A 22,934-nucleotide genomic window follows, 5' to 3' on the forward strand; every position below is an offset into this window, starting at 1 on the left:
CGCGATCACGCCGCCGGGCCGTGGCACAGGGTGGTGAGCGCCGCCGCGTCGGTCACGGCCGCCGCATCGCGTGCCGCACCGGCCAGCAAGGTGCGCTGCACGTCGCCCTTGACCGGCACACTCTCGATGCAGCGCAGCTCATCGCCATGCCCGTACAGGCGCAACTCGCGCACCTGCTTGGCCACGGCCGCATCCTTGGGTTGCAACTGCAGCTGCCAGGCCTGCGGCCGGCCCTGCCCGCTGACGCGGTACTGCTGTTCCAGCAAGGCGCGGTCGCCAGCGAGCAGTGCGCCGAAGCCGGACTTCAAGCCGGCCAGTTCGGGGACGCGGCTCAAGGAAAAACGACGCGGCGATTTGCCTTCGCGTTCCAGCACGCCTTCGTCGCCGCGCAAGGTGGTCGTCTCGCGATACGGCGCGCTGACCTCGCGCACCAGGGTTTGCGCATCCGGGCGGCGGTAATGGCCCTGCACGCGCAGCGGCGACTTCAGCAGCGCCGAGCCACGCAACTCCACGAACTCGGTGCTGACCGGGGCCGGGCGTGCCAGGCGTTGCAGCACCTGGCCTACATCCAGCGCCTCAGGCGGTGCGGCGCATAGCGGTGCGGCGCTGAACAGCAGTATCAGCATCCACGGCAGGGTGCGGCGCATCGGCATGATGGGTGTTCCAGAAATCGTAGAAGTTGAACCAGTTGTACGGCGCGTAGCGTGTGTAATGTTCCAGCCTGGCGGCGTAATCGCGCATGAGCACGGCCAGCACCGGCGCACGCTGGCGACGCGGCACGTCCAACCCTTCGCTGAAGGTCTCGAACGCCAGCTCGTAATGGTTGCCGCCGCGGTACAGGCCGAAGGCCAGCACCACCGGCACCTTGAGCGCAGCGGCAATCAGCCACGGCGAGGTTGGGAACATCGCATTACGGCCGAGGAACATCGCCGGCAACGCCGGGTCGCCCTCGCGCGGGCGATCGATCAGCAGCGCCACCAGCGCGCCGGCGTCGGTGGCTTCCTTGATCGCCATGACGATCGAGGTCGCATCCATCCCGGCATCGATGATGTTGGCGGCCAGCTGCGGATTGAGCGCGCCCAGCAGATCGGTCATGGCGCGGTTATGCGCCTTGTCCAGCACCACCTTGACCTGCACGTCCGGGCGTTCGGTGGCCAGCACACGCAACGCATCGAAACTGCCCAGGTGCGAGCCGAAGATCAGCACCCCACGGCCGCGGTCCATCTGCGTGTGCAGTTGATCCAGCCCGGTGATATCGACCTGGAAGCGCTGCATCTGGCCGCACAGCATGTACACGCGGTCCAGGATGGTGGAGGCAAAGGTATGAATATGGCGCGCCACATCGCGCACCGTGGCCGGCCGGCCCAGCACACGTGCCAGGTAGGCGCGCGAGGCGGTGCGCTCGGGCCCGCGCACCAGCAGGAAGTACAGCGTGATCGGATACAGCAGCGCGCGCCCGACCGAACGCCCGGCGTGCCGGGCAATGCCACGGATCAGCCACAGCGCGAAACGGCCGCCGCCCTCGGGGCGTTGTTTCCAGTGATTGCTCATGCCGCCGCCTCCGCCACCAGCTCGCCACTGACCAGCAACTGGCCGTCGCGCTGCACGCGGAAGCGCCAGCGCGGGCCATCGCCTTCCAGCGTTACCGAGGCCGTCTGGCCAGGCAACAACGGTTGCACGAACTTCACCTGCGGCAAGCGTGCCGGCGCACGCGCACCGTGCACCGCTTCCACGGCCCGCAGCACGTGGTCGAGCACCACCACGCCAGGCACCACCGGGCGGCCGGGAAAATGCCCAGGCAGGGAGGGATGATCATGCGGTACGACGAAATCCATAAGCGTGGAACTCAGATCCTGGGTTGAAGCATTGCAGCCACCATACGGTGTGCCTGCTCGGTCAATTGTTGGCGGTCCGGCGCGTCTGGCCCGGTGACCGGGATGGGGGCGCCGATGCGCACGCGGATCACACCGGGCCTGACCCGGAACAGCCCGTCCACCGGCAACACCTTGCCGCATCCATCCACGGCCACCGGCACCACCTGCACACCAGCATCGATAGCGGCCTGCAGTAGCCCGGCCTTGAATGGCAATAGTGCGCCTGTGCGGCTGCGCGTGCCTTCGGGAAACAGACACAACTGTTGGCCATTGCGCAGCAAGGCGGCTGCCTGCCGACGCACCATCGCACCGGCGCGGCGGCTGTCGCGGTCCAGGAACAGCATGCCGGTGGCGCGCGCATACCAGTTCACGAACGGCACCTTGAGCATTTCTTCCTTGAGCAGGAAGCGCAGCGGCACTGGCAAGGCGTAGAACAACGCGCAGATGTCGATGATCGACTGGTGGTTGCTGACGAACAGATAGTTCTTGGACCAGTCCACGCGCTCGCGGCCTTCCACGATCACCTTGGCACCGGCGCCGCGAAACAGCACCGGCGCCCACATCCAGGCGCCCATGCGCAGCAGCCGGTCCGCATCGCGCGTGATCGCCAGCAGCACCAGCGCATACACGATCCCGCCAGCGGTAAACGCCAGCGTGAATGCGAATTGCAGGAGGTTGAACACAGCCCACGCCAAGCGCGACGGCATCCTTGCCAACGGCATTTTTGTCTTGTCCCCGAAAATGTGCACGTACGTCGGTGCCCCTGGCTACACCGTCAGCGTAGCAAATCGCGCCAGAATTCCGGCCCGAGCTGCGCCATCTGGCGCAAGAAGTCGGGCAGATTACGATAGGGGCGCTGCGGAAACCAGCGGCCGCGCAACAGATATTCGCCAACGAAGAACCCGCCGACCACGCCATAGGCCAGCAGATTGGCGAACAACGAGGCGCGCGCGTCGCTGATCGGCAGCGGTGAGGCGTAGCCCAGCTGCGCCAGCACGCCACTGGGTTCGGCGCACAGCCCCAGCACCAGATTGACCAGGGTCAGCAGTGACAACAGCACCGCCCAGCCCAGCGTGAGCCGGCGCGTGTAGGTGTATTGCGCAGGGGTGATCGGCATGCCCGCCTGGCGGTACAGCCCTTCGACGATGCGGGTGATCAGCGGCGTGCGCCCGCGGCGCAGGCTGCGGCCGAAGAACCAGGCGATCCAGCCGGTGAACACCACCGGCGGCGCGGCCAGCAGCAACATGGCGTAGGGCGAGTGCCACAGCGCGCCCAGCCCCACCAGGATCAGCGCCGCCAGCGCCCACGCCCACACACGGCGGCTGGCCAGCGGCTCGATCAACACCATGGCCAGCAGCAGGCCGCCAGCGATGACGGCCAGGTCCGAGCGATGCGTGGCGTTGGCCCAGTGCGCCAGCGGCGAATACGCCACGGCCAGCAGCACGCCCAGCCCCAACACCCACGGCGCCGCCTGCGCAGGCGGCGTGGCCGGAACCTCAGGTGGTTTTGTTGGCTTCGACATGCGCCGACAATGCGCGCAGCGACGCGAAGATGCGACGGTTCTCGTCGTTGTCCGAACGCAGCTGGAAGCCGTAGCGCTTGCTGATCGCCAGCGCCAGTTCCAGCGCGTCGATCGAATCCAGCCCCAGGCCGGTATTGAACAGCGGCGCCTCCGAATCGATGTCGGCGGGCTGGACGTCTTCCAGGTTCAGGCTTTCGACCAGGAGTTCGGCCAGTTCACGTTCGGCAGCGGTTTGCGAGGACATCCAGGGAGCTTCCAGGCTGAGGGGTGCGGGTAACGATTGCGGTGATCGGCGCCAGGACATAACTGCCCCGGGCCGCCGGGCAGGCTATCATGACTCAATGACGCTCGCCCGCTGCAGGTTCGTTCCAGGATGACTTCCACTGTTGTTCGCCCCACCCCGTCCGCCATGCCGGCAGCCGGGCAGGCTCCCGGGCCGGAGTGTCCGGATGTACTGATCATCGGCGGTGGCCCCGCCGGTTGCGCCGCCGCCATCGTGCTCGCGCAGCAGGGCTGGGCCGTGACCCTGCTGGAAAAAGAGCAGCACCCGCGCTTCCACATTGGCGAGTCGTTGCTGCCGATGAACATCCCGATCCTCGAACGCCTGGGCGTGCTCGAGCAGGTGCGCGCCATTGGCGTGCTCAAGCGTGGCGCCGACTTTCCCAATGATGCCGGCGGCTACAACACCTTCCGCTTTTCGCATGCGCTCGATGCCAAGGCCGACTACGCCTTCCAGGTGCCGCGTGCGCAGTTCGACCAGGTGCTGTTCGCGCGGGCGCGCGAAGTTGGCGTGGATGCGCGCGAACAGGTCAAGGTGGAGAGCGTGGCGTTCGATGGCGAGCAGCCGGTGCTGCAGGCACGCGGCGTGGACGGCGTGCAACAGTTCCGCCCGCGTTATCTGCTCGACGCCAGCGGCCGCGACACGTTTATGGGCAATCGCCTCAAGCTCAAGCGCGCCAATGCGAAGCACCAGTCGGCAGCGGTGTTCAGCCATTTCCGTGGGGTGACCCGGCGCCCGGGCGAGGATGCCGGCAACATCAGCATCTACCGCCATGCGCACGGCTGGATGTGGCTGATTCCGCTCCCGGACGATGTGATGAGCGTGGGCGCGGTCTGCTACCCCGACTACATGAAGACGCGCAAGGGCGACAGCGAAGGCTTTTTGCTGCGCACGCTGGCGTTGAATCCGGAAGTGGCCGCGCGCATGGCCGATGCCGAGCGCGTGGCGCCGGTGCACGCCACCGGCAACTACGCCTACGAATGCACGCGCATGAGTGGCCCGCGCTGGCTGCTGCTCGGCGATGCCTACACGTTTGTCGACCCGATGTTCTCCTCCGGCGTGTTCCTGGCCATGCACAGCGCCGAACGCGGCGCGGCCATGGTGGATGCGGTGCTGCGCGCGCCGCAGCGCGAAGCCAGCCTGCAGCGCGCGTTGTCGCGCGAGCTGGCGCGCGGCCTGAGCGAGTTCAAGTGGTTCATCTACCGCTTCACCTCGCCCACTATGCGCGCACTGTTCGCGCAGCCGCAGAACGTGTGGCAGGTGGAACAGGCGGTGGTGGCGATGCTTGCCGGCGACGTATTCGACAGCCCCAAGGTGCGCCGCCGCTTGCGCGTGTTCCGCGCCATCTATTCCGTCACCGCGCTGTCGATGCTGCCGCGCGCCTGGCATGCCTGGCGGCATCGCCGGCGCCAGGCCCGGCTCGGCTTCGACGGTGACACCTTGCACAGAGACGCTCCATGACCGCGCCAACGCTCCAGCCCAACCAGACCGTGCGGCATCCGCGCCTGCAGGTCGACTATGTCGCGCAGACCGATCCCTCCACGCTGCTGCAGGATGCGCAGGTGCTGGCGGTGTTCGGTTTCGGCGATGCCGCGCCGCGGCTGGACGACCCACGCTATTTGCGCGTGCCACTGCAGCCGTACGCGGCCGATGTGCTGGAAGTCTGGCGCACCGACGCACCGGTGCGCAGCGGCCGCGACGGCAACATTGCCTGGTCCAGCGACGGCCGCCTGCAGTTCGGCGTGATCGAGATCGATGAGCAGGAGGTCGAGATCGAAGAAGCCGCCGCCAAGGCTTATGCGGAGATCACCGCGTTCGTCTCCGGCAGCAAAACGCCGCGCCTGCTGCGCATCTGGAATTACCTGGATGCGATCACGCTGGGCAGCGGCGACCGCGAACGCTATCGGCAGTTCTGCGTGGGCCGTGCGCGCGGCCTGGGCGCCTTCGATGTTGCGCAGTTGCCCGCCGCCACTGCCGTGGGCCGCTGCGATGCCGAGCGCATCATCCAGATCTACTGGCTGGCCGCGGCCGACGCCGGCACGCCGCTGGAAAATCCACGCCAGGTCAGCGCTTACAACTACCCGCGCCAGTACGGCCCGCAGCCGCCAAGTTTTGCCCGCGCGATGCTGCCACCGGCCGGCGGCGACATGCCGCTGCTGCTCTCGGGCACCGCTGCCGTGGTTGGCCACGCCTCCATGCACACCGGGCAGCTGCTCGCGCAGCTGGAAGAAACCTTCGCCAATTTCGACGCCCTGCTCGGCGCCGCGCGCCAGCACGCACCCGGCCTGCCGGCGCAGTTCGGCGCCGGCACCCGCCTGAAGGTCTACGTGCGCGAACGCGACGATCTACCCAAGGTGGCCCAGGCCCTGGACGCACGCTTTGGCGACGCGGTCCCGCGCCTGCTGCTGCACGCGGTGATCTGCCGCGACGAACTGGCAGTGGAAATCGACGGCGTGCACGGCTGAGTCACGGCGCGCACTGGCTGATGCACGTGGTGGCCCGCGGCGGCACGCGCAAACACCTCAGCTACTGAGCAACCCCAACACCAGATCGCGCGGCAGCTTGCCGGTTTCGTTGCGTGGCAGGGCGGCGAGCTTGCGCAGGCGGCGCGGGAGGAATACCGGGTCGAAGCTGCCGCGCAAGGCGGTGAGGATCTGTGCCTCGTCCAGGCTCGGGGCCACCACCAGCGCGGCGATGCGGCCCACCGATTGGCCGTGTTCCGGCGCGAGTTGCACGATGGTGCCGTCGACCACGCCCGGCACGGCGAGCAGGCGGCGGGTGAGATCTGCGAGCGAGGCGCGTTTGCCGGCGATTTCCAGCAGATCGGCCTGGCGGCCACGCACCTGGAAACGGCCATCGGCGGCCACGTCCATCATGTCGGCCAGCAGCACCGGGCTGGCCAGATGCGGCGCGTGCACCGAGGTGCCGGCGGCCTGCGATTCCAGGCGCACGCCGGGCAGCGGCGTCCAGGCAGCTTCCACGGCGGTACGCCGCACCGCAAACACGCAGGTTTCGGTGGAACCGAACATCTCGCGCACTTCCCCGCCAAAGCGCGCTTCGGCGGCGGCCGCCACCTCCTGCGCCAGCGGTGCGGTGGCCGAGACGATGCCTACCAGCGGCGGCAGGTGCACGCCCGATTCGACCAGCGCGCGCAGATGCACCGGCGTGGTCACCAGCACGCGCGGTTCGGGAATCTCCGCAAGCGCACGTGCCACATCGTCGGGGAAGAACGGCCGGCCGGCATGTACCGCCAGTGCGGTCACCATCGGTAGCAGCACCGACAACTCCATGCCGTACATGTGTTGTGGCGGCACGGTGGCCACCACGTGCGGCACCGCGTCGGTGTGTGCCCACAGGCTCTGCAACGCCACCAGATCCTGCCGCGTGCTGGTCAGGAAACTGCCCCAGGTCTTGGGATTGGGTTGCGGCGCGCCGGTGCTGCCGGAGGTGAAGCCGATCGCCACCAAGGCATCGTCGGCCAGCATCGGGACCGGGCCTTCCAGCCGCGGCAAGTCCGCCGGTAATTGCCAATAGCGCGGGGGCGCCAGTTCCAGCGCCAGATCGCCCAGGCAGTACGCATCGGCGTGGCGCGCCTGCACTTCGCCCACCACCGCCGGCGCGCGCGAAGACGGCAGCAGCGACACCTGCCCACGCACCGCGCAGGCATAAAACGCCACCATGAAGCGATAGCGGTCCTCGCACAGGTTCACCGCGTGGCGGCCGTCGGGCAGCAACTGCGCCAGGCCATGCACGTGTGCGATGAAGGTGGCCAGGTCCACCGCCTGCCCATCGCGCCACGCCAACGGCCGGCCGGGTTCGCCAACGGCCAACGGATGGGACAGCGGAGTGGACGGACTGGGCATGGGCACCGGTGATCGCAAAAGCGCGCTAGCTTGGCGGCCCCCTGCGCTGCTGGCAAGTCGGGGCATTCCTGGCATTGGCTGATAGTCGGCGCTCATGACGGCGCGTGTTCGCGGCAAGGTCGCAACTTCGCTGCTGTGTGCAGGGCGGCGTGGCGCCGGAAAGCGCTGATTGGAAGCATGGAGCGCTTGGCACACGCCCTAATATGCGCCGTATAAATATGGACGCATCGCCGACGCGTGATTCGTGCAGCAATCCCGCGCTCGTCGCCGGATGAGCGTCAATGCAAGCGCTCTGCTGCTGGCCCACCGACACACGCTGCGATCATGAAACGCGGTTGATCGCCACAATTCCCGGCACGCGCGCCTGTCTCAATCGCGGCCGCCTCGCACGACAACGCAGTCCGCAGCGCAGCTCTAGTCCAGCCGGCTTCAATCACAGCAATCACCACCAATGACCCGCACACAGACGCCATCACGCATGACCTGTGGCCCAGCCCCGTGCGGAAACGAACTGCTAGGCTTGCCCGCTCTACTTGCGTTTCGATCCTGCCCGATGCCCAGATTGTTGCCGTTGTCCCTCCTGTTGCTGGCCGCCACTGCGCAGGCGCAGTCCACCGCACCGCTCACCATCGAACAGGTGATGGCCGACCCGGACTGGATCGGGCCGTCGGTCGAGCAGGCCTGGTGGCAATGGGACGGCAAGCAGGTGCAGTACCAGCTCAAGCGCGAAGGCAGCCCGGTGCGCGATACCTATCGCCAGCCCGCAGCGGGCGGCACCGCCGCCGAGCGTGTGGCCGACACCGCGCGTGCGGGGCTGGATGCCGCCAACCCGAGCTACGACGCCGGCCGGCAACGCATGCTGTTTACGCGCAACGGTGACATCTTCCTGCGCGATCTGCGCTCCGGGGCGCTGACCCAGCTGACCCGCAGCAACGAGGTCGAATCGCGCCCGCAATTCGCCAGCGATGGCGGTGCGATCTGGCGCGCCGGCAACAACTGGTACCACTGGCGTGCCGATGGCGGTACCGCGCAGGTGGCAGTGGTGAAGGCCGAGCGCGATCCCAACGCCGCGCCCAAGGCCGATGTGCTGCGCGAGCAGCAACTGGCCACCCTGGCCACCTTGCGCCGCGACCGCGAGCAACGCGAGGCGCTGCGCACCCAGGACGATGCCTGGCGCCGCGCTGACAGCACCCGCGCACCGGCACCGGTGTATCTGGGCGATGAGGTGGAGATCGTCGACAGCGCGCTGTCGCCGGATGGACGCCATCTGCTGGTGGTCACCCAGGCCAAGGGCGCCGACGAGGGCCAGGAGGGCAAGATGCCCAAGTACATCACCGAATCCGGCTACGAGGAATTCCAGGAAGTCCGCACCCGCGTTGGCCGCAACGCCCCGTTGGCGCACGCGCTGTGGCTGGTGGACGTGGCTGCCGGCAGTGCCAGAGCGCTGTCGTTCGACCCATTGCCCGGCATCGCCACCGACCCGCTGGCGGCGCTGCGCAAGGCGGCCAAGAAAGATCCGCTCAAGGGCAACCGTGCCGTGCGCGTGGAAAGCGACGGCGATGGCAGCGGCCCGGCCGTGCACTGGAGCGATGACGGCCGCAACGTGGCGGTGGAAATCCGCGCCGTGGACAACAAGGACCGCTGGATCGCCAGCGTGGATCTGGACGATGCCAAGCTGCAGCCGCGCCATCGCCTGAGCGACAGCGCCTGGATCAACTGGGGCTTCAACGAATTCGGCTGGCTGCCGGACAACCGCACGCTGTGGCTGCTGTCGGAAGAATCCGGCTATTCGCAGCTGTACACGGTGGACGGCAACGGCAAGCCACGCCAGCGCACCCGCGGCACATTCGAAGTATCCGCACCGGTGCCCAGCGCCGATGGCAGCGGGATGTTCTTCCTGTGCAACCGGAAATGGCCGGGCGATTACGAGGTGTGCAAGCTGGATCTGCGCACCGATCAGCTCAGCGAAGTCACCGCGCTCGACGGCGTGGAAGATTTCAGCCTGTCGCCGAACGGCCAGCAGGTGCTGGTGCGCTATTCCGGCAGCTACCTGCCCCCGCAGCTGGCGGTGGTGCCGGCCGCTGGCGGCCAGGCCACGGTGCTCACCGACACGCGCACCCCTGCCTTCAAGGCGCAGCCGTGGATTGCGCCGCAGTACGTGCATGTGCCTTCAAGGCACGGCGCCGGAACGGTGTGGGGCAAGTACTACGGCCCGCAGCATCCCGAGCCCGGCAAGCAGTACCCCATCGTGATGTTCGTGCACGGCGCCGGCTACCTGCAGAACGTGTCGGCGCGCTACACGCCGTATTTCCGCGAGCAGATGTTCCATAACCTGCTGGTGCAGCAGGGCTACATCGTGCTGGATCTGGACTACCGCGCCTCCGAAGGCTACGGGCGCGACTGGCGCACCGCGATCTACCGCAACATGGGCCATCCGGAACTGGAAGACTATCTGGACGGCCTGCAGTGGCTGGTCGACACCAAGCAGGGCGATCGCGCGCGTGCCGGCATCTACGGCGGCTCCTACGGCGGTTTCATGACCTACATGGCGCTGTTCCGCAGCCCGGGCACGTTCAAGGCCGGCGCCGCGCTGCGGCCGGTCGGCGACTGGATGCAGTACAACCACGAGTACACCTCCAACATCCTCAACACGCCCGACCTCGACCCGCAGGCCTACAAGACCTCCTCGCCGATCAACTATGCCGAGGGCTTGCGCGACCATCTGTTGATTGCGCACGGCATGATCGACGACAACGTGTTCTTCAAGGACTCGGTCGACATGACCCAGAAGCTGGTCGAGCTGCACAAGGACAACTGGCAGGTGGCGCCGTATCCGCTGGAGCGCCACGGCTTCACGCGGGCCGATTCGTGGCTGGATGAGTACAAGCGCATCCTCAAGCTGTTCAACGAACAGGTGAAGCCGTAACGGCAGCGGTCTTGCCAGGGCGATGCGTCGTGCATCGCCATGGCGTGGAGGTAATGCCGGCATTGCGTTCGCCGCCCTCCACACTGGTGCGGTTACACAGTGCGAGCGCCAGCGCGTTTGATTCGCAGATAACCGCGTGCGTGGGGGCATCAGCGTGCTTGCCAAAGCGTCCGAATGACGCGACCGCATGTACAAGCGCACCAGGGCGCGATAGGACTTTTCGGTAAAGCCCCATCGCGCCCAGGTGCGCTCCTACGACGGAATGCTGCAGCTAAGAGACATCCGCGAGATCGGCCACCCGCGCGTTTGGTTCGCGGGAAATCGCATAGGTGGGGGTCTGTTCTCATCGGCGTGCTTGTGCAGAGTGTCCGAATAACACGAATCACCCGTACAAGCGCACCTGGGCGCGATGGGACTTCCCGGTAATGCCTCATCGCGCCCAAGTGCGCTCCTACGATGGGATGCTGCGGCTAGGAGGAACACGCGAGATCGGCTGCCAGCGCTGCGTCGACCGATGATCGGAGCAGCGTATGCAGACCACGCGTGCGCGCACGGCAGTGACGCTGCAACGCACTCACCCCACCCTACGTGTCACGCATTAAGCTTGGTGCAGGATCGGCAGCAGGCGTGCGTGTATGCGCCCCGTGCGCCGGTCCGCTGCCTGACCGGTGCGCCACCGGCCGCGCGGCGCCATCCACTCCTCAATCGGCGCGTAGAAGGGATCGCGATGGGCCTGTGGGACCGTTTGTTTGGACGCAAGACCCCGGCGACACCGACGCCCGCCGCAGCGCAAGCCGCGCCTGCCGCGGATGCAGATCCCGCTGCCGACATCGATCCACAGCTGCAGCCCGCGCTGGCGCTGTTCCAGCAGGGCGATCACGTCGGTGCCTACAACGCCGCAGTGGCGCATCTGGACGTCGGTGCCGATGCGCACCGCCTGTGCGCGATCTCGCTGAGCGCCCTGGGCCGGTACCACGAAGCGTTTCCGCATTGGCTGGCGTTGTTCGAGGTGGAGCAGAGCGCGCACAACGCGCTGCAACTGGCCACCACCTCGGTGATGTGCAACGAGATCGACCGTGGCGAAGCCTGGCTGATGAAGTTCGACCAGTTGAACGAGCAGGAACGCGCCACCTCGCCGGCCACCGCGCGTACCAATTTCCTCAGCGCGCTGACCCAGGCCGGCCACGGCGAGCATGCATTGCCGCACCTGGAATGGCTACGCGAAGCGTATGCCGGCATGTCGATCACCGATGGGCATTTCCTGTTCGTCCGCGGACTGCCGTTCTTCGAAACGTTTCTGGAGCGCAGCACACCACTGTTGCGCGTCTGCCTGCCCGCCGATGCGCTGGCCGACTGGTATCTGCAGATGCAGCCGGCGCTGGATGCACCGGGCCAGGCGGCAGTGGCCGCGCACGTCGCCTCACTGCAATGAACCGCACGCCGGCACCGGCAACGCGCGGCGGGTTCGTCACGCCAATGGCGTGGGTGTCGCTGCTACTGGGCGTGGCCAGCGCGCTGACCAACCTGCTGCAGATCCTGCTGATCGTGCTGGTGCCCGGCTCCACCGCGCTGCCACTGCCCCCGGGAATGCGCATGCCCGCCTCCTGGCAATGGCTGATCGACCATGGGGTGAGCCTGTCGGCGCTGGGCGTGGTGCTGTCGGTGGCCTTCGCCTGGATGAGCTGGGCCTTGCTGCAGCGGCGTGAGTGGGCGCGGATCGGCTTCGTGCTGGTGCTGGTGATCACTGGGCTGCTTAATTTCGGGGGCTTGGCCCTGATCGGGCCGCTGTTCGATGGCCTGCAGTCGATGCTGCCGGCCGACATCCTGCACAGCCCGGAGTGGCCGCAGATGCAGGCGCGCCTGCAGACCACGCGGCTGATGGCGCTGCTGCTGACCGGCATCGGTGCGCTGGTGATCGCGCTGTTTCAGTGCGCCCTGGCGTGGCGGCTGTGTGCGCCTGCGGTGCGCGCGGAGTTTGCGGCCTCGCCGCGGGGCTGATCGTTCGCCTGGAATCACGGCTGGGAGCGGCTGTCTTTAATCGAAGAGACCTCGCGTGCGTGGCGCCCGCGTCGCCTGCGGGACGTGCCGTCGATCCAGCCTGGAAAACGCCTTCGCGGCCTCCCTGCCGCCCAAGCCCCTGCGCGCAGTGATGGCACCGCACCTCACGGTGGATCGGGCGTGGTGGCGACAACCTGGCGGCCCTGCACGCGAACGACCAGACGACCCACCGCGTCGCACCGCGACACCTTGGCGCGTGTGCGAAATGCACGCAGCGCGGTGCACCGCTTAGAATCGAGGCATGAACGAATTCGACCGTGTACGTGACTATCTGACCGATCTGCAGGACCGCATCTGCGCCGCCGTGGAAGCCATCGATGGCAAGGCGCGGTTTGCCGAAGACCTGTGGCAGCGCGCGGAAGGCGGCGGTGGGCGCACCCGCATCCTGCGCGACGGTGCGGTGTTTGAGCAGGCCGGCATCGGCTTCTCCGACGTGTCCGGCGCGCGGCTGCCGCCCTCGGCCAGCGCGCATCGGCCCGAGCTGGCCGGCGCCACCTGGCGCGCCTGCGGGGTGTCGCTGGTGTTCCACCCGCACAATCCGCACATCCCGACCACACACGCCAACGTGCGCTACTTCCGCGCCGAGCGCGATGGCGAGATGGTGGCGGCCTGGTTCGGCGGCGGCTTCGACCTGACCCCGTTCTACCCGGTCGACGAAGACGTCATGCACTGGCACCGCACCGCACAGGCGCTATGCGCGCCGTTTGGCGAGGAGCGTTACGCCGCGCACAAGCGCTGGTGCGACGAGTACTTCTTCCTGCGCCACCGCAACGAGACCCGCGGCGTGGGCGGGCTGTTCTTCGACGACCTGGGCCAGGACTTCGAACGCGACTTTGCCTACCAGCGCGCGGTCGGGGACGGCTTCCTGGACGCCTATCTGCCGATCGTCGAACGCCGCAAGGACACGCCCTATGGCGAAGCTGAGCGCGCCTTTCAGCTGTACCGGCGTGGCCGCTACGTGGAGTTCAACCTGGTCTACGACCGCGGCACCCTGTTCGGTCTGCAGAGCGGTGGCCGCGCCGAGAGCATCCTGATGAGCCTGCCGCCGCAGGTGCGCTGGGAATATGGATTCCAGCCGCAACCGGGAAGCGCCGAGGCACGCTTGGCCGATTATTTGATTCCGCGTGATTGGCTCGGCTGATTTCCAAACGCGTCACCGATGAAACACAGTGTTGATTCACGGATTAAATCGGCCCTATTTAAATTTGTGATTGCAGACGAAACCAGTCGCCCCGTCGTTCGATGAACTGGTTATGTTGCGCTGCACGCAGTGACGCGTGCATTGTGGGTCTCAGCACGCTCAGTAAAAGCGCCGCAGAGTGCCATCCGCCACCGCCGCTGCGCTGTAGGCGCTGAGCCCGATTCACCGCTGTACCGCTGCGGCATATGGCCTGCGTGAGAAATCGCAGGCAACAAAAAGCCCCGCAGACCAGGGGGAGGTCGGCGGGGCCAGGGAACGGAAACTTGGGGAGGAGTTTCCGCTCCGAGATCTGCTCCAGGGGATGGGAGAGATCTGCCGACAGGCGTTGCGCCCGTCGAGTGATATAACACCATTTTCTACATTGATGGATCGTGAAGATCGCCGTTAAGAATTTGTAGAATTTAGCGGTTATTCAGTGCTGCGGCGCGGTGCGAGTTTCTGAATATTCTGATCTGCGTATTCAGCATACGAGGCATGCGCTGCACCATCAATGCGCCTCGTCCCAGTTATCGCCCACGCCCGAATCGACCACCAGCGGCACGCGCAGGCTGGCAGCTGCGGACATGCGTGCGGTGACCTCGGCCAGCAGGGTGTCGACGAAGTCGGCGTCGGCCTCGAACACCAGTTCGTCGTGCACCTGCAGGATCATCAGGGCGCGCTGCGCGTGATCGGCAATCCAGCCATCCACGCTGACCATGGCGCGCTTGATGATGTCGGCGGCGGTGCCCTGCATCGGCGCGTTGATGGCCGCGCGCTCGGCGCCGGCGCGTTGGCCCTGGCTGCCGGCGTTGATGAAGTCCAGGTACAGCCGGCGGCCGAACACGGTTTCCACGTAGCCCTTGTCGCGGGCCTGCTGCCGGGTGGTTTCCATGAAGTCACGCACGCCCGGGTAACGGCTGAAGTACAGCGCGATGTAGTCCTGCGCCTCGCCGCGGCCGATGCCGAGCTGGCGGGCCAGGCCGAACGCGCTCATGCCGTACATCAGGCCGAAGTTGATCGCCTTGGCGGCGCGGCGCTCATCCCCGCTGACCGTATCGATGGTGCGGCCGAACACTTCGGCGGCGGTGGCACGGTGCACGTCGGCGCCGGATTCGAATGCGCCGACCAGGCCGGGGTCGCCGGACAGGTGGGCCATGATGCGCAGCTCGATCTGCGAGTAGTCGCAGGCGATCAGCTTGCGTCCGGCCGGGGCAACAAAGGCGCGGCGGATGCGGCGGCCGTCTTCGGTGCGGATCGGGATGTTCTGCAGGTTGGGGTCGGACGAAGACAACCGCCCGGTGGCCGCGCCGGCCTGGTGGTAGCTGGTGTGCACGCGCCCGGACTGCGGGTGGATCATCTCCGGCAGCTTGTCGGTGTAGGTGCTGCGCAGTTTGGCCAGGCTGCGGTAGTCCAGGATCACCCGCGGCAGTTCGTGCTGGTCGGCGATGGCTTCCAGCGCCTCTTCGTTGGTCGAGGGCTGGCCCTTGGGCGTCTTGACCACGGCGGGCAGCTTGAGCTCGTCGAACAGCAGCGCCTGCAACTGCTTGGGCGAATCCAGGTTGAAGGTGCGCCCGGCCAGTTCGGTGGCCTTCTGCTGGGCGGCGAGCATGCGCTTGGACAGGTCCGCGCTCTGGCGGCGCAGTTCGGCTGCGTCCACGCACACGCCGTTGGCCTCGATGCGCTCCAGCACGCCCACCAGCGGCATTTCGATGTCGCGGTAGACACTCTCCAGCGCCGGCTCGGCGGCCAGGCGCTTGCCCAGCACCTGGTGCAGGCGCAGGGTGATGTCGGCGTCTTCGGCGGCGTAGCGGGTGGCGTCTTCCAGGCTGACCTGGGCGAACTTGATCTGCTTGGCACCCTTGCCGCAGATGTCTTCGTACTTGACGGTGTCGTAGCCAAGGTAACGTTTGGCCAGGCTGTCCATGTCGTGGCGGGCACTGCCGGAGTTGAGCACGAAGCTCTCCAGCAGGGTGTCGTCGGCGTAGCCGGCCAGGGCGATGCCGTGGCGGCGCATCACGTGCAGGTCGTACTTGCCGTGCTGGCCGAGCTTGCGCACTGCCGGGTCGGTCAGCAGCGGCGCCAGCTGCGCCAGCGCCTGCGTGCGGTCCAGCTGGGCCGGTGCGCCGGGGAAGTCATGGCCGAATGGCAGGTAGGCGGCCTGGCCGGGCTCGGCGGCGACGCTGAGGCCGATCAGGTTGGCCTGCAGCGCGTCCAGGCTGTCGGTTTCGGTATCGAAGGCGAACTGCCCGGCCGCGCGCAGCCGCGCGATCCAGCTGTCGAGCTGCGCCTGGGTGAGGATGGTCTCGTACTGGCCGGGCGCCGACAGCGCCGGGTCCAGCTCCACCGGAGCGGCAGCCGGCGCCGACACGAAACCGGTGCCGCGTGCACGGCCAGGCTCGGTGCGCGCCACCGCCATCGGTGCGGTCAGCGCGCCGGCCTCGGCGGCGGCGCCACCGAGTTCGCGCAGCGCCTGTGTGAAGCCGTAGCGCGCGTACAGCACCGCCAGCGCTTCGGCGTTGGGCTCGCGCAGGTCCAGCGCGCGCGGGCCGCTGGCCAGGGTCACGTCGGTCTTGATGGTGACCAGTTCGCGGTTGAGCGGCAGCCGCGGCAACGCGGCGCGCAGGTTCTCGCCGATCTTGCCCTTGATCTTGTCGGAGTTGGCGATCACGCCATCGAGCGAGTCGTACTCGGCCAGCCATTTGGCGGCGGTCTTGGGGCCGCACTTGTCCACGCCGGGCACGTTGTCCACGGTGTCGCCCATCAGCGCCAGCAGGTCCACGATCTGGTTCGGGCGCACGCCGAACTTGGCGATCACCGCCTCGTCCGAATCCATGCGGCTGCCGCTCATGGTGTTGACCAGTTCGATGCCCGGGCGCACCAGCTGCGCGAAGTCCTTGTCGCCGGTGGAGATGGTGACGGCCAGGCCGTCGCTGGCGCCTTGCAGCGCGAGCGTGCCGATCACGTCATCCGCTTCCACGCCGTCGATGCGCAGGATGTCGATGCCCAGCGCATGCACGATGTCGCACATCGGCTGCACCTGTGCACGCAGGTCGTCGGGCATCGACGGGCGGTTGGCCTTGTAGTCGGCATACAAGTCATCACGAAATGTCTTGCCGGGCGCATCCACCACGAACGCCACATAGGCCGGGCGTTCCTTCAAGGTGGCACGCAGCATGTTGACCACGCCGAACAACGCACCGGTGGGCTCGCCCTGGGCATTGGTCAGCGGCGGAAGCGCGTGGAACGCGCGATACAGGTAACTGGACCCGTCGATCAGGACTAATCTGCTCATGCCGTAATTCTACGCTGCACGCCCACGCCACACCCGGCCAGCGCATACTCGGCGGCGACCTCACACGGACCATCACGATGAAGAGAGCAAGTCTTTTGCTGTTGCCGCTGCTGCTGCTCGGCGGCTGCGCCACCACCGGTGGCGGCGGCGATGTGCCGGCCAACGCGGATGTCACCAGCAAGACCATGGGCAACGGCGACAAGGTCGACGAATACCGCGTCAACGGGCAGCTGGAAATGGTGCGCGTGACCCCCGCACGTGGCGCGCCGTACTTCCTCTACGACCGTGACCATGACGGCCATACCGACGCCGAGCGTGACAAGGTCAACAAGACGTATTGGCAGTTGTATAGCTGGTGATTGGGAAGCGGTGATTCGGGATTGGGGATTCGCTAGGCGAAGAGCTTAGCGATTGCGTCGCCCGGCGCTTGTTTGGTGCGTCCTGAAGGCGTCAAACGGTTTAGCAGCTGCGGGCCAATCTGGCCCGCAGATTTCGGGCGACGAAGCACTGAAGCAGGCGTGCTGGGCGAGCGGATCCGGCAATCCTGCAGTGGCGGCGAGCGGCGGGTAACGCCACTGCTGTGCCCTGCGGCAGCTGACAGTGGTGAGCATATTGCTCAGCTGTTCTCCAGCGGGCCGGTGACGCGTTGCAGTTCATCGACCCGCCTGGCGCCAGTTCCTTCATCAGCGCCAGGACGTCGCAGCCAACCAGCCGCTGCGCGCGCCGCAGCAACATCGGCACCGGGCTGGACGGCTCGTTGCGCGCGTAATAGGCGCAGATCTCCTCCAGCCGCCGCATGACATCGTCCGGGCCGGCGATTCCCCAGTGCGACGCGCCGGGCTGCCCGCAGCGGTGGCAGTGCCATCGCCTGAATGCTCGGTGCTGTCGGCGGCCTCTCCCGTGCTGCCTTGCCGCGCCTGCCAGTGCGGCAGCACGAAGCGCTACAGATCGCGCAGGTCGGCCAGCAGCGGACGCAGGTCCGGCGCGGCGGTGCCGAGCTGTTTGGTGAGCAAGGCATCGATCGCCCGTGCGGTGGCGGCGGCGTCGGTAATCGCCTTGGCCGAGGCCGCCAGCGTGTCGAGCGGGCAATCCAGGCAGCAGGCCTCGATCTCGGCCAGGCTGGGCACGGCCTGCCCTTCGGCCAGCTTGAGGCTGCCGTTGGCGGCGCGCAGGTCGCGCAGGCTGAAGCGGCCCAGCCGCGGCGACTGCACGAAGGCGGTGGTGCGCAATGCGCCGAGCAGGCCCATCGGGTCGCTCAGGCCCACCAGCGCGTTGACCCGCGCGGTGGGGTCGTTGTCGTCGTCGGCATCCAGTTGCGGGTGCACGCTGTCCCAGTGCTGGCCGAGCAGGCCGTGGATCAGCGCCAGGGCGTCTGTCCAGCCAGGCAGGCCGCGCAGCCGCAGCCAGGCGGCGCCGAGCTTGCTGGCGATGCGCAGGTCGCGGCTGCGCCTTGCGTGCGATGAGGCGTTCCGGGTAATGCCCATCGCGCCCGTGGGCGCTCCTACGATGATCCGCACGCATCACGCTGCGCATGCTGCTGAGCGCGGCTGTTGCCGAGTTACCTCAGGCGAATAACGAGCTGCACGCCCTGCGTAGGAGCGCGCTTGTGCGCGATGAGGCCTTCCCGGTAATGCCCATCGCGCCCAAGGGCGCTCCTACAAACGTTCTGCACGACTAGCCTGGACTTGATTGATCATCGCGCTCGCATCAACGCATCAACCGCAATCTCAACGAATCACCAGCACCGGAATCGTGCTGTGCGTCAGCACCTCCACCGTCTGGCTGCCGAGCAATACGCGGCTCATGCCGCGGCGGCCGTGCGAGGTCATCACGATCAGGTCGCTCTTGCACTCCTCGGCGGTCTGCACAATGCCCTCGGCCGCAAAACGGTCCAGCACGTGCCGCGCGGTCGCCTTGAGGTTCGCAGCGATCGCCAATTCCACAGCCGGGCGCAGGATCTTTTCCGCAGCCGCTTCGCGCTCCTTGCGATAGTCCGGGCTGGCTTCGTACCCCACGCTCCAACCCATCGCGTCGTACATGCCCATCGCCCACGGCTCGGAGACGGTGACGATATCGACCTTGGCGCCAGTGGCCTTGGCCAGTTCCAGACCCTGAAACAACCCGCGGTGGGACAGCTCGGACGCATCGATGGCGATCAGGATACGTTTGTACATGGTGGCCTCCTGGAATGCCGGCACATCCACCGGCGGAAATCAGCGTGACAGCGCGGCGTAATAGTCGCCTTGAGACAGATCAATGCAGCGGGAAACGCAGTCAGTCGGTCGGCGTCGCCTGCGGATCAGTGCGCGCCATGCGCACACGCGCAGGATTCCCCACCGCAGTGGCGCCTGCCGGCACATCGCGGGTGACCACCGCACCGGCCCCGATCAACGCATCGTCGCCAATGCGCACGCCCGGCAGAATGATCGCGCCACCGCCAATCCACACATTGCGTCCCACGTGAATCGGGCGGCCAAACTCCAGCCCGCTGGCACGATCGATCGCATCGCGCGGATGGTCGGCCGCGTAGAACTGCACTGCCGGCCCGATCTGCGTGCCATCGCCGATGCTGACCTCGCACACATCCAGGATCACGCAATTGAAGTTGAGAAAAACCCCCGCACCCAAACGGATGTTGTAGCCATAGTCGCAATGGAACGGCGGGCGAATCACTGCACCCGCGCCCACCTCGGCCAGACGTTCGACCAGCAAGGCATGGCGCTGCGCAGCGGGCTGTTGCGCAGCGGCGTTGTAACGCGCCATCCACGCGGCGGCGGCAGCCTGATCGGCCTGCAGTTCGTCATCGGCCGCGTTGTACAGCTCGCCTGCGAGCATCTTCTGTTTTTCGGTGCACATCGGGCTGTGTGCCTTCATAAAGTCGGTTCGACCGCAGCTTGTCATGAAAGCTGTGGCGAATGCATCGAGCAGCGCACCACCGCGTTTGGCTGTCTGGATCTTCTGACCTGACTCGTTGCCTGTGCCGTATAGAACCAGTGAGAGATCACTGGCTCGGCCCTAGTAGCGCCAAGGAAGGTGGCGAGCAATTGCCAGGCGGCTGTTAAGGGCGCGCAGAAGCCGCAATATTCGCATCGTCAGATGCAGATGCGTTGTGACGCGGCGGCGGCATAAGTAATACTCGCTCCGGCAGTGCCGTTCCACGCTGTGCGCTCTCAAGGATGACCCCATGAAAAACGTTTTTACGTTTGCCTGGCCGCGCTGCTTGCGATCTGCTGCAGCGCACCCGCTTACGCCACCTCAAGCCTTTCCTTCGAAGGCGGCGGCTACGCAATGACATTTGAAGTCGGCAACGACGGCCGCCCTGTTATCGCCAGCATCCATTTCTACGCGCCGGGCGACTGCAAGGGCGTCCCATTGCAGAACGACTTCGAGGTAAAAACCTTCGATACCAAACGCAGAGTATTGCGGTTGATTTACCCGGGTGGCGGCCAGGGAGTGCCACCATTTGCACTAGTTGTGCTCGCGGACAAGTCGACGCTCACCATAGGAGGTAAGCGAATCAACTCCACCTTCAGCTGGGAAATGTCGGCGTACGGCACCAAAGTCGATGCAATGCCATCTCCCATAAGGCTGGTCGTCAAGCGATGAAGCAATCTCGGCGGGCTTGGTGAGCTCCGACATCAGCCAGCCTTTCCGCCCTACCGATAAGCGCCAGCTTGCCCTGATAGCTTCACCCAGGCGACAGGATTGGCGCTGGTAAGGGCTCGCCTACACCACCGTCAGATTCGCGTACGCCATCACCAGCCACTTGGCGCCCACTTCATCGAATTGCACCTGCACGCGTGCATGCGCGCCGGCGCCTTCGTAGTCGACAACCACGCCGCCACCGAACTTGGGGTGTTCGACATTGGCGCCGAGCTTGATCGGCGCGGCGTCGACCACGGCGTGTACCGGGCCGCCGCGTGCGGCGCCCAGCGAGGCAGTGCGCGAGACCTGCACCTTGGGCCGCACTTCATGCAGCAGGTCGCGCGGGATCTCGCGCAGAAAGCGCGACGGCACGTTGTAGTTGTCCTGGCCGTGGATGCGCCGCGATTCGGCGTAGCACAGCACCAGTTTCTGGCGCGCGCGGGTGATACCCACGTAGGCCAGGCGGCGTTCTTCTTCGAGCCGGCCGCTTTCTTCCAGCGAGCGTGCGCTGGGGAACAGGCCATCTTCCAGCCCGACCAGGAACACGATCGGAAATTCCAGGCCCTTGGCCGAGTGCAACGTCATCAGCTGCACGCCTTCTTCGCCGGCCTGCGCCTGGCCTTCGCCGGCTTCCAGCGAGGCGTAGGCGAGGAAGGCCACCAGTTCGGTCATGCCCTGGCTGTCTTCATCGTCCGGGCGGGTGAAGCGCGAGGCCACCGAGACCAGTTCGTCCAGGTTCTCGGTGCGCGATTCCGAATCCAGCCCGCCGCGGCTTTCCTTGGCCCAATGCTCGCGCAGGCCCGAGCGCATCAGCACATGGTCGATGCGCTCGGCCAGGTCCATCTCGCCGGTTTCGGCCTGCAGCTGGCCGACCAGGCTCAGGAACGTAGCCAGCGCATTGCGTGCACGCGCCGCGAGAGTATTTTCCTGCGTGCACAGCATTGCCGCTTCCCACAGCGACAGCGCATTGGCGCGTGCCAGCCGGCGCACTTCATCCAGGGTGCGATCGCCAATGCCACGCGTGGGCGTGTTGACCGCGCGCTCGAACGCCGCATCGTCGCTGCGGTTGGTGAGCATGCGCAGGTACGCCAGCGCGTCCTTGATTTCGGCGCGTTCGAAAAAGCGCATGCCGCCGTACACGCGGTACGGCAGTTGTTCGGCAATCAGCGCTTCTTCCAGCGCGCGCGATTGCGCATTGCTACGATAGAGCACCGCCACTTCGCCATAACTGCCGCCATCGCGCACCCATTGGCGCGCACGCTCGACTACATAGCGGGCCTCGTCGACTTCGTTGTAGGCCGCGTACAGATCGATCGGGTCGCCATCGCCGGAATCGGTCCACAGCTGCTTGCCGATGCGGTCCGGGTTGTGCGCGATCACCGCATTGGCCGCGCCCAGAATATTGGCGCTGGACCGGTAGTTCTGCTCCAGCCGCACGGTCTGCGCACCGGGGAAGTCCTTGAGGAAGCGCTGCACGTTCTCGACCTTGGCACCGCGCCAGCCGTAGATGGCCTGGTCGTCGTCGCCCACCACGAACACGTGGCCGGTCTCGCCGGCCAGCACGCGCACGAAGGCGTACTGGATGGCGTTGGTGTCCTGGAACTCGTCGACCAGAATTTCGCGGAAGCGGGCGCGGTAGTGCGCCAGCAAGGCCGGGGTGTCGCGCAGCAATTCGTGCGCGCGCAGCAGCAGCTCGGCGAAATCCAGCAGGCCGGAGCGGTCGCAGCGTTCCTGGTAGGCGGCGTACACCTGCCGGCGCACCTCGGTCCAGTCGTCGTTGGGCTCGGGCTGGATGTGTTGCGGGCGGCGGCCTTCGTCCTTCTGCTCGTTGATCCACCAGCTCATCTGCTTGGGCGGATACTTGGTCTCGTCCAGCTCCAGCGACTGCACCACGCGCTTGACCAGCCGTAACTGGTCGTCGCTGTCCATGACCTGGAAGCCTTCCGGCAGCCGCGCGTCCTGCCAGTGCAGGCGCAGCAGGCGATGGGCAAGCCCATGGAAGGTGCCGATCCACATCCCGCGGCTGCCGTTGCGCAGCTGCAGGTCGGTGCGGTGGCGCATTTCGCCTGCGGCCTTGTTGGTGAAGGTCACCGCGAAGATGCCGTGGTTGGGCACGCCCTGGACTTCATTGAGCCAGGCAATGCGATGGATCAGCACGCGCGTCTTGCCGGAGCCGGCGCCGGCCAGCACAAGGTAATGCCCCGGCGGCGCGGAAACGGCCTCGCGCTGGGCGGGGTTTAAATGATCGAGCAAATGAGAGACATCCACCCGGGCATTTTACCGGTTGTGGCGTC

18 protein-coding genes and 2 pseudogenes are annotated in these 22,934 nt (G+C 66.7%); 8 read left to right on the forward strand and 12 right to left on the reverse strand.

The features are described 5' to 3' along the window. Positions 1-5: 5 nt before the first annotated feature. The 6 genes from ACD584_RS11160 to xanC form a co-directional block, all read right to left on the reverse strand. Positions 6-653: a LolA-related protein gene (locus ACD584_RS11160; RefSeq protein WP_070693884.1), complete on the reverse strand. Its 648-nt coding sequence runs from the start codon at positions 651-653 to the stop codon at positions 6-8. Further along, positions 577-1,551, reverse strand: a complete 975-nt coding sequence (locus ACD584_RS11165; RefSeq protein ID WP_011039079.1) for an acyltransferase — start codon at positions 1,549-1,551, stop codon at positions 577-579. The genes ACD584_RS11160 and ACD584_RS11165 overlap by 77 nt, the downstream gene beginning before the upstream one ends. After that, on the reverse strand, positions 1,548-1,775 hold the full coding sequence (locus ACD584_RS11170; RefSeq protein WP_228437987.1) for a hypothetical protein: 228 nt from the start codon (positions 1,773-1,775) through the stop codon (positions 1,548-1,550). The genes ACD584_RS11165 and ACD584_RS11170 overlap by 4 nt, the downstream gene beginning before the upstream one ends. Before the next feature lie 71 nt (positions 1,776-1,846). Further along, positions 1,847-2,596: a 1-acyl-sn-glycerol-3-phosphate acyltransferase gene (locus ACD584_RS11175; protein WP_011039081.1), complete on the reverse strand. Its 750-nt coding sequence runs from the start codon at positions 2,594-2,596 to the stop codon at positions 1,847-1,849. A gap of 53 nt (positions 2,597-2,649) precedes the next feature. Beyond that, on the reverse strand, positions 2,650-3,333 hold the full coding sequence (locus tag ACD584_RS11180; protein WP_014506152.1) for a ketosynthase: 684 nt from the start codon (positions 3,331-3,333) through the stop codon (positions 2,650-2,652). Positions 3,334-3,370: 37 nt separating this feature from the next. Further along, positions 3,371-3,640 carry a xanthomonadin biosynthesis acyl carrier protein XanC gene (gene xanC / locus ACD584_RS11185; protein WP_014506151.1) on the reverse strand — a complete coding sequence of 90 codons (270 nt, stop codon included), beginning with the start codon at positions 3,638-3,640 and terminating at the stop codon, positions 3,371-3,373. Positions 3,641-3,805: 165 nt separating this feature from the next. Here xanC and ACD584_RS11190 point away from each other — a divergent pair, with 165 nt between their 5' ends. Together ACD584_RS11190 and ACD584_RS11195 are read left to right on the forward strand one after the other, a co-directional pair. Further along, positions 3,806-5,137, forward strand: a complete 1,332-nt coding sequence (locus tag ACD584_RS11190) for an NAD(P)/FAD-dependent oxidoreductase (protein ID WP_014506150.1) — start codon at positions 3,806-3,808, stop codon at positions 5,135-5,137. Then, positions 5,134-6,141: a pteridine-dependent deoxygenase gene (locus ACD584_RS11195; protein WP_057673586.1), complete on the forward strand. Its 1,008-nt coding sequence runs from the start codon at positions 5,134-5,136 to the stop codon at positions 6,139-6,141. The genes ACD584_RS11190 and ACD584_RS11195 overlap by 4 nt, the downstream gene beginning before the upstream one ends. Positions 6,142-6,198: 57 nt before the next feature. Here the strand turns inward: ACD584_RS11195 and xanA2 are convergent, their stop codons facing one another. Next, positions 6,199-7,539 carry a xanthomonadin biosynthesis 3-hydroxybenozate--AMP ligase XanA2 gene (gene xanA2 / locus ACD584_RS11200; protein ID WP_175611468.1) on the reverse strand — a complete coding sequence of 447 codons (1,341 nt, stop codon included), beginning with the start codon at positions 7,537-7,539 and terminating at the stop codon, positions 6,199-6,201. 553 nt (positions 7,540-8,092) lie between these two features. On the opposite strand from xanA2, the gene ACD584_RS11205 reads away from it, so the two are divergent. The 4 genes from ACD584_RS11205 to hemF all read left to right on the forward strand — a co-directional run bounded on the left by ACD584_RS11205 (position 8,093) and on the right by hemF (position 13,664). Continuing rightward, a complete protein-coding gene (locus ACD584_RS11205) occupies positions 8,093-10,465 on the forward strand; it encodes a S9 family peptidase (protein ID WP_175611467.1) in 2,373 nt (790 codons plus the stop codon). 727 nt (positions 10,466-11,192) lie between these two features. Continuing rightward, positions 11,193-11,897, forward strand: coding sequence for a hypothetical protein (locus tag ACD584_RS11210; RefSeq protein ID WP_076037690.1), 705 nt, complete (start codon positions 11,193-11,195; stop codon positions 11,895-11,897). Then, positions 11,894-12,463, forward strand: coding sequence for a hypothetical protein (locus tag ACD584_RS11215; RefSeq protein WP_076035766.1), 570 nt, complete (start codon positions 11,894-11,896; stop codon positions 12,461-12,463). Before ACD584_RS11210 ends, ACD584_RS11215 begins: the two co-directional genes overlap by 4 nt. A 301-nt stretch (positions 12,464-12,764) precedes the next feature. Beyond that, positions 12,765-13,664, forward strand: a complete 900-nt coding sequence (hemF, locus tag ACD584_RS11220; RefSeq protein ID WP_011039090.1) for an oxygen-dependent coproporphyrinogen oxidase — start codon at positions 12,765-12,767, stop codon at positions 13,662-13,664. Between the two features lie 547 nt (positions 13,665-14,211). On the opposite strand, the gene polA is transcribed toward hemF, so the two are convergent. Next, complete coding sequence (gene polA, locus ACD584_RS11225) at positions 14,212-16,995, reverse strand: DNA polymerase I (RefSeq protein WP_076035765.1); 2,784 nt, start codon at positions 16,993-16,995, stop codon at positions 14,212-14,214. Between the two features lie 77 nt (positions 16,996-17,072). Between polA and ACD584_RS11230 the strand changes: the two genes are divergently transcribed. Continuing rightward, entirely contained in the window at positions 17,073-17,354 is a 282-nt protein-coding gene (locus ACD584_RS11230) for a DUF2782 domain-containing protein (protein WP_011039092.1), read from the forward strand. A 257-nt stretch (positions 17,355-17,611) separates the two neighbouring features. On the opposite strand, the pseudogene tssA reads toward ACD584_RS11230, so the two are convergent. The 3 genes and pseudogenes from tssA to ACD584_RS11245 form a co-directional block, all read right to left on the reverse strand. Further along, positions 17,612-18,446 (reverse strand): annotated as a pseudogene (gene tssA / locus ACD584_RS11235) (type VI secretion system protein TssA); the annotation flags it as partial. A gap of 276 nt (positions 18,447-18,722) precedes the next feature. Continuing rightward, positions 18,723-19,169: a universal stress protein gene (locus tag ACD584_RS11240; RefSeq protein WP_011039095.1), complete on the reverse strand. Its 447-nt coding sequence runs from the start codon at positions 19,167-19,169 to the stop codon at positions 18,723-18,725. A 100-nt stretch (positions 19,170-19,269) separates the two neighbouring features. Next, entirely contained in the window at positions 19,270-19,851 is a 582-nt protein-coding gene (locus tag ACD584_RS11245; protein WP_076037689.1) for a sugar O-acetyltransferase, read from the reverse strand. 432 nt (positions 19,852-20,283) lie between these two features. Here ACD584_RS11245 and ACD584_RS11250 point away from each other — a divergent pair. Further along, positions 20,284-20,538: pseudogene (locus ACD584_RS11250) on the forward strand (hypothetical protein); the annotation flags it as partial. 183 nt (positions 20,539-20,721) lie between these two features. Here ACD584_RS11250 and uvrD read toward each other — a convergent pair. Then, a complete protein-coding gene (gene uvrD / locus ACD584_RS11255) occupies positions 20,722-22,908 on the reverse strand; it encodes a DNA helicase II (RefSeq protein ID WP_076035764.1) in 2,187 nt (728 codons plus the stop codon). Positions 22,909-22,934: the final 26 nt, after the last annotated feature.

Source organism: Xanthomonas sp. NCPPB 2922 (assembly GCF_041520885.1).
Lineage (GTDB): Bacteria > Pseudomonadota > Gammaproteobacteria > Xanthomonadales > Xanthomonadaceae > Xanthomonas > Xanthomonas campestris.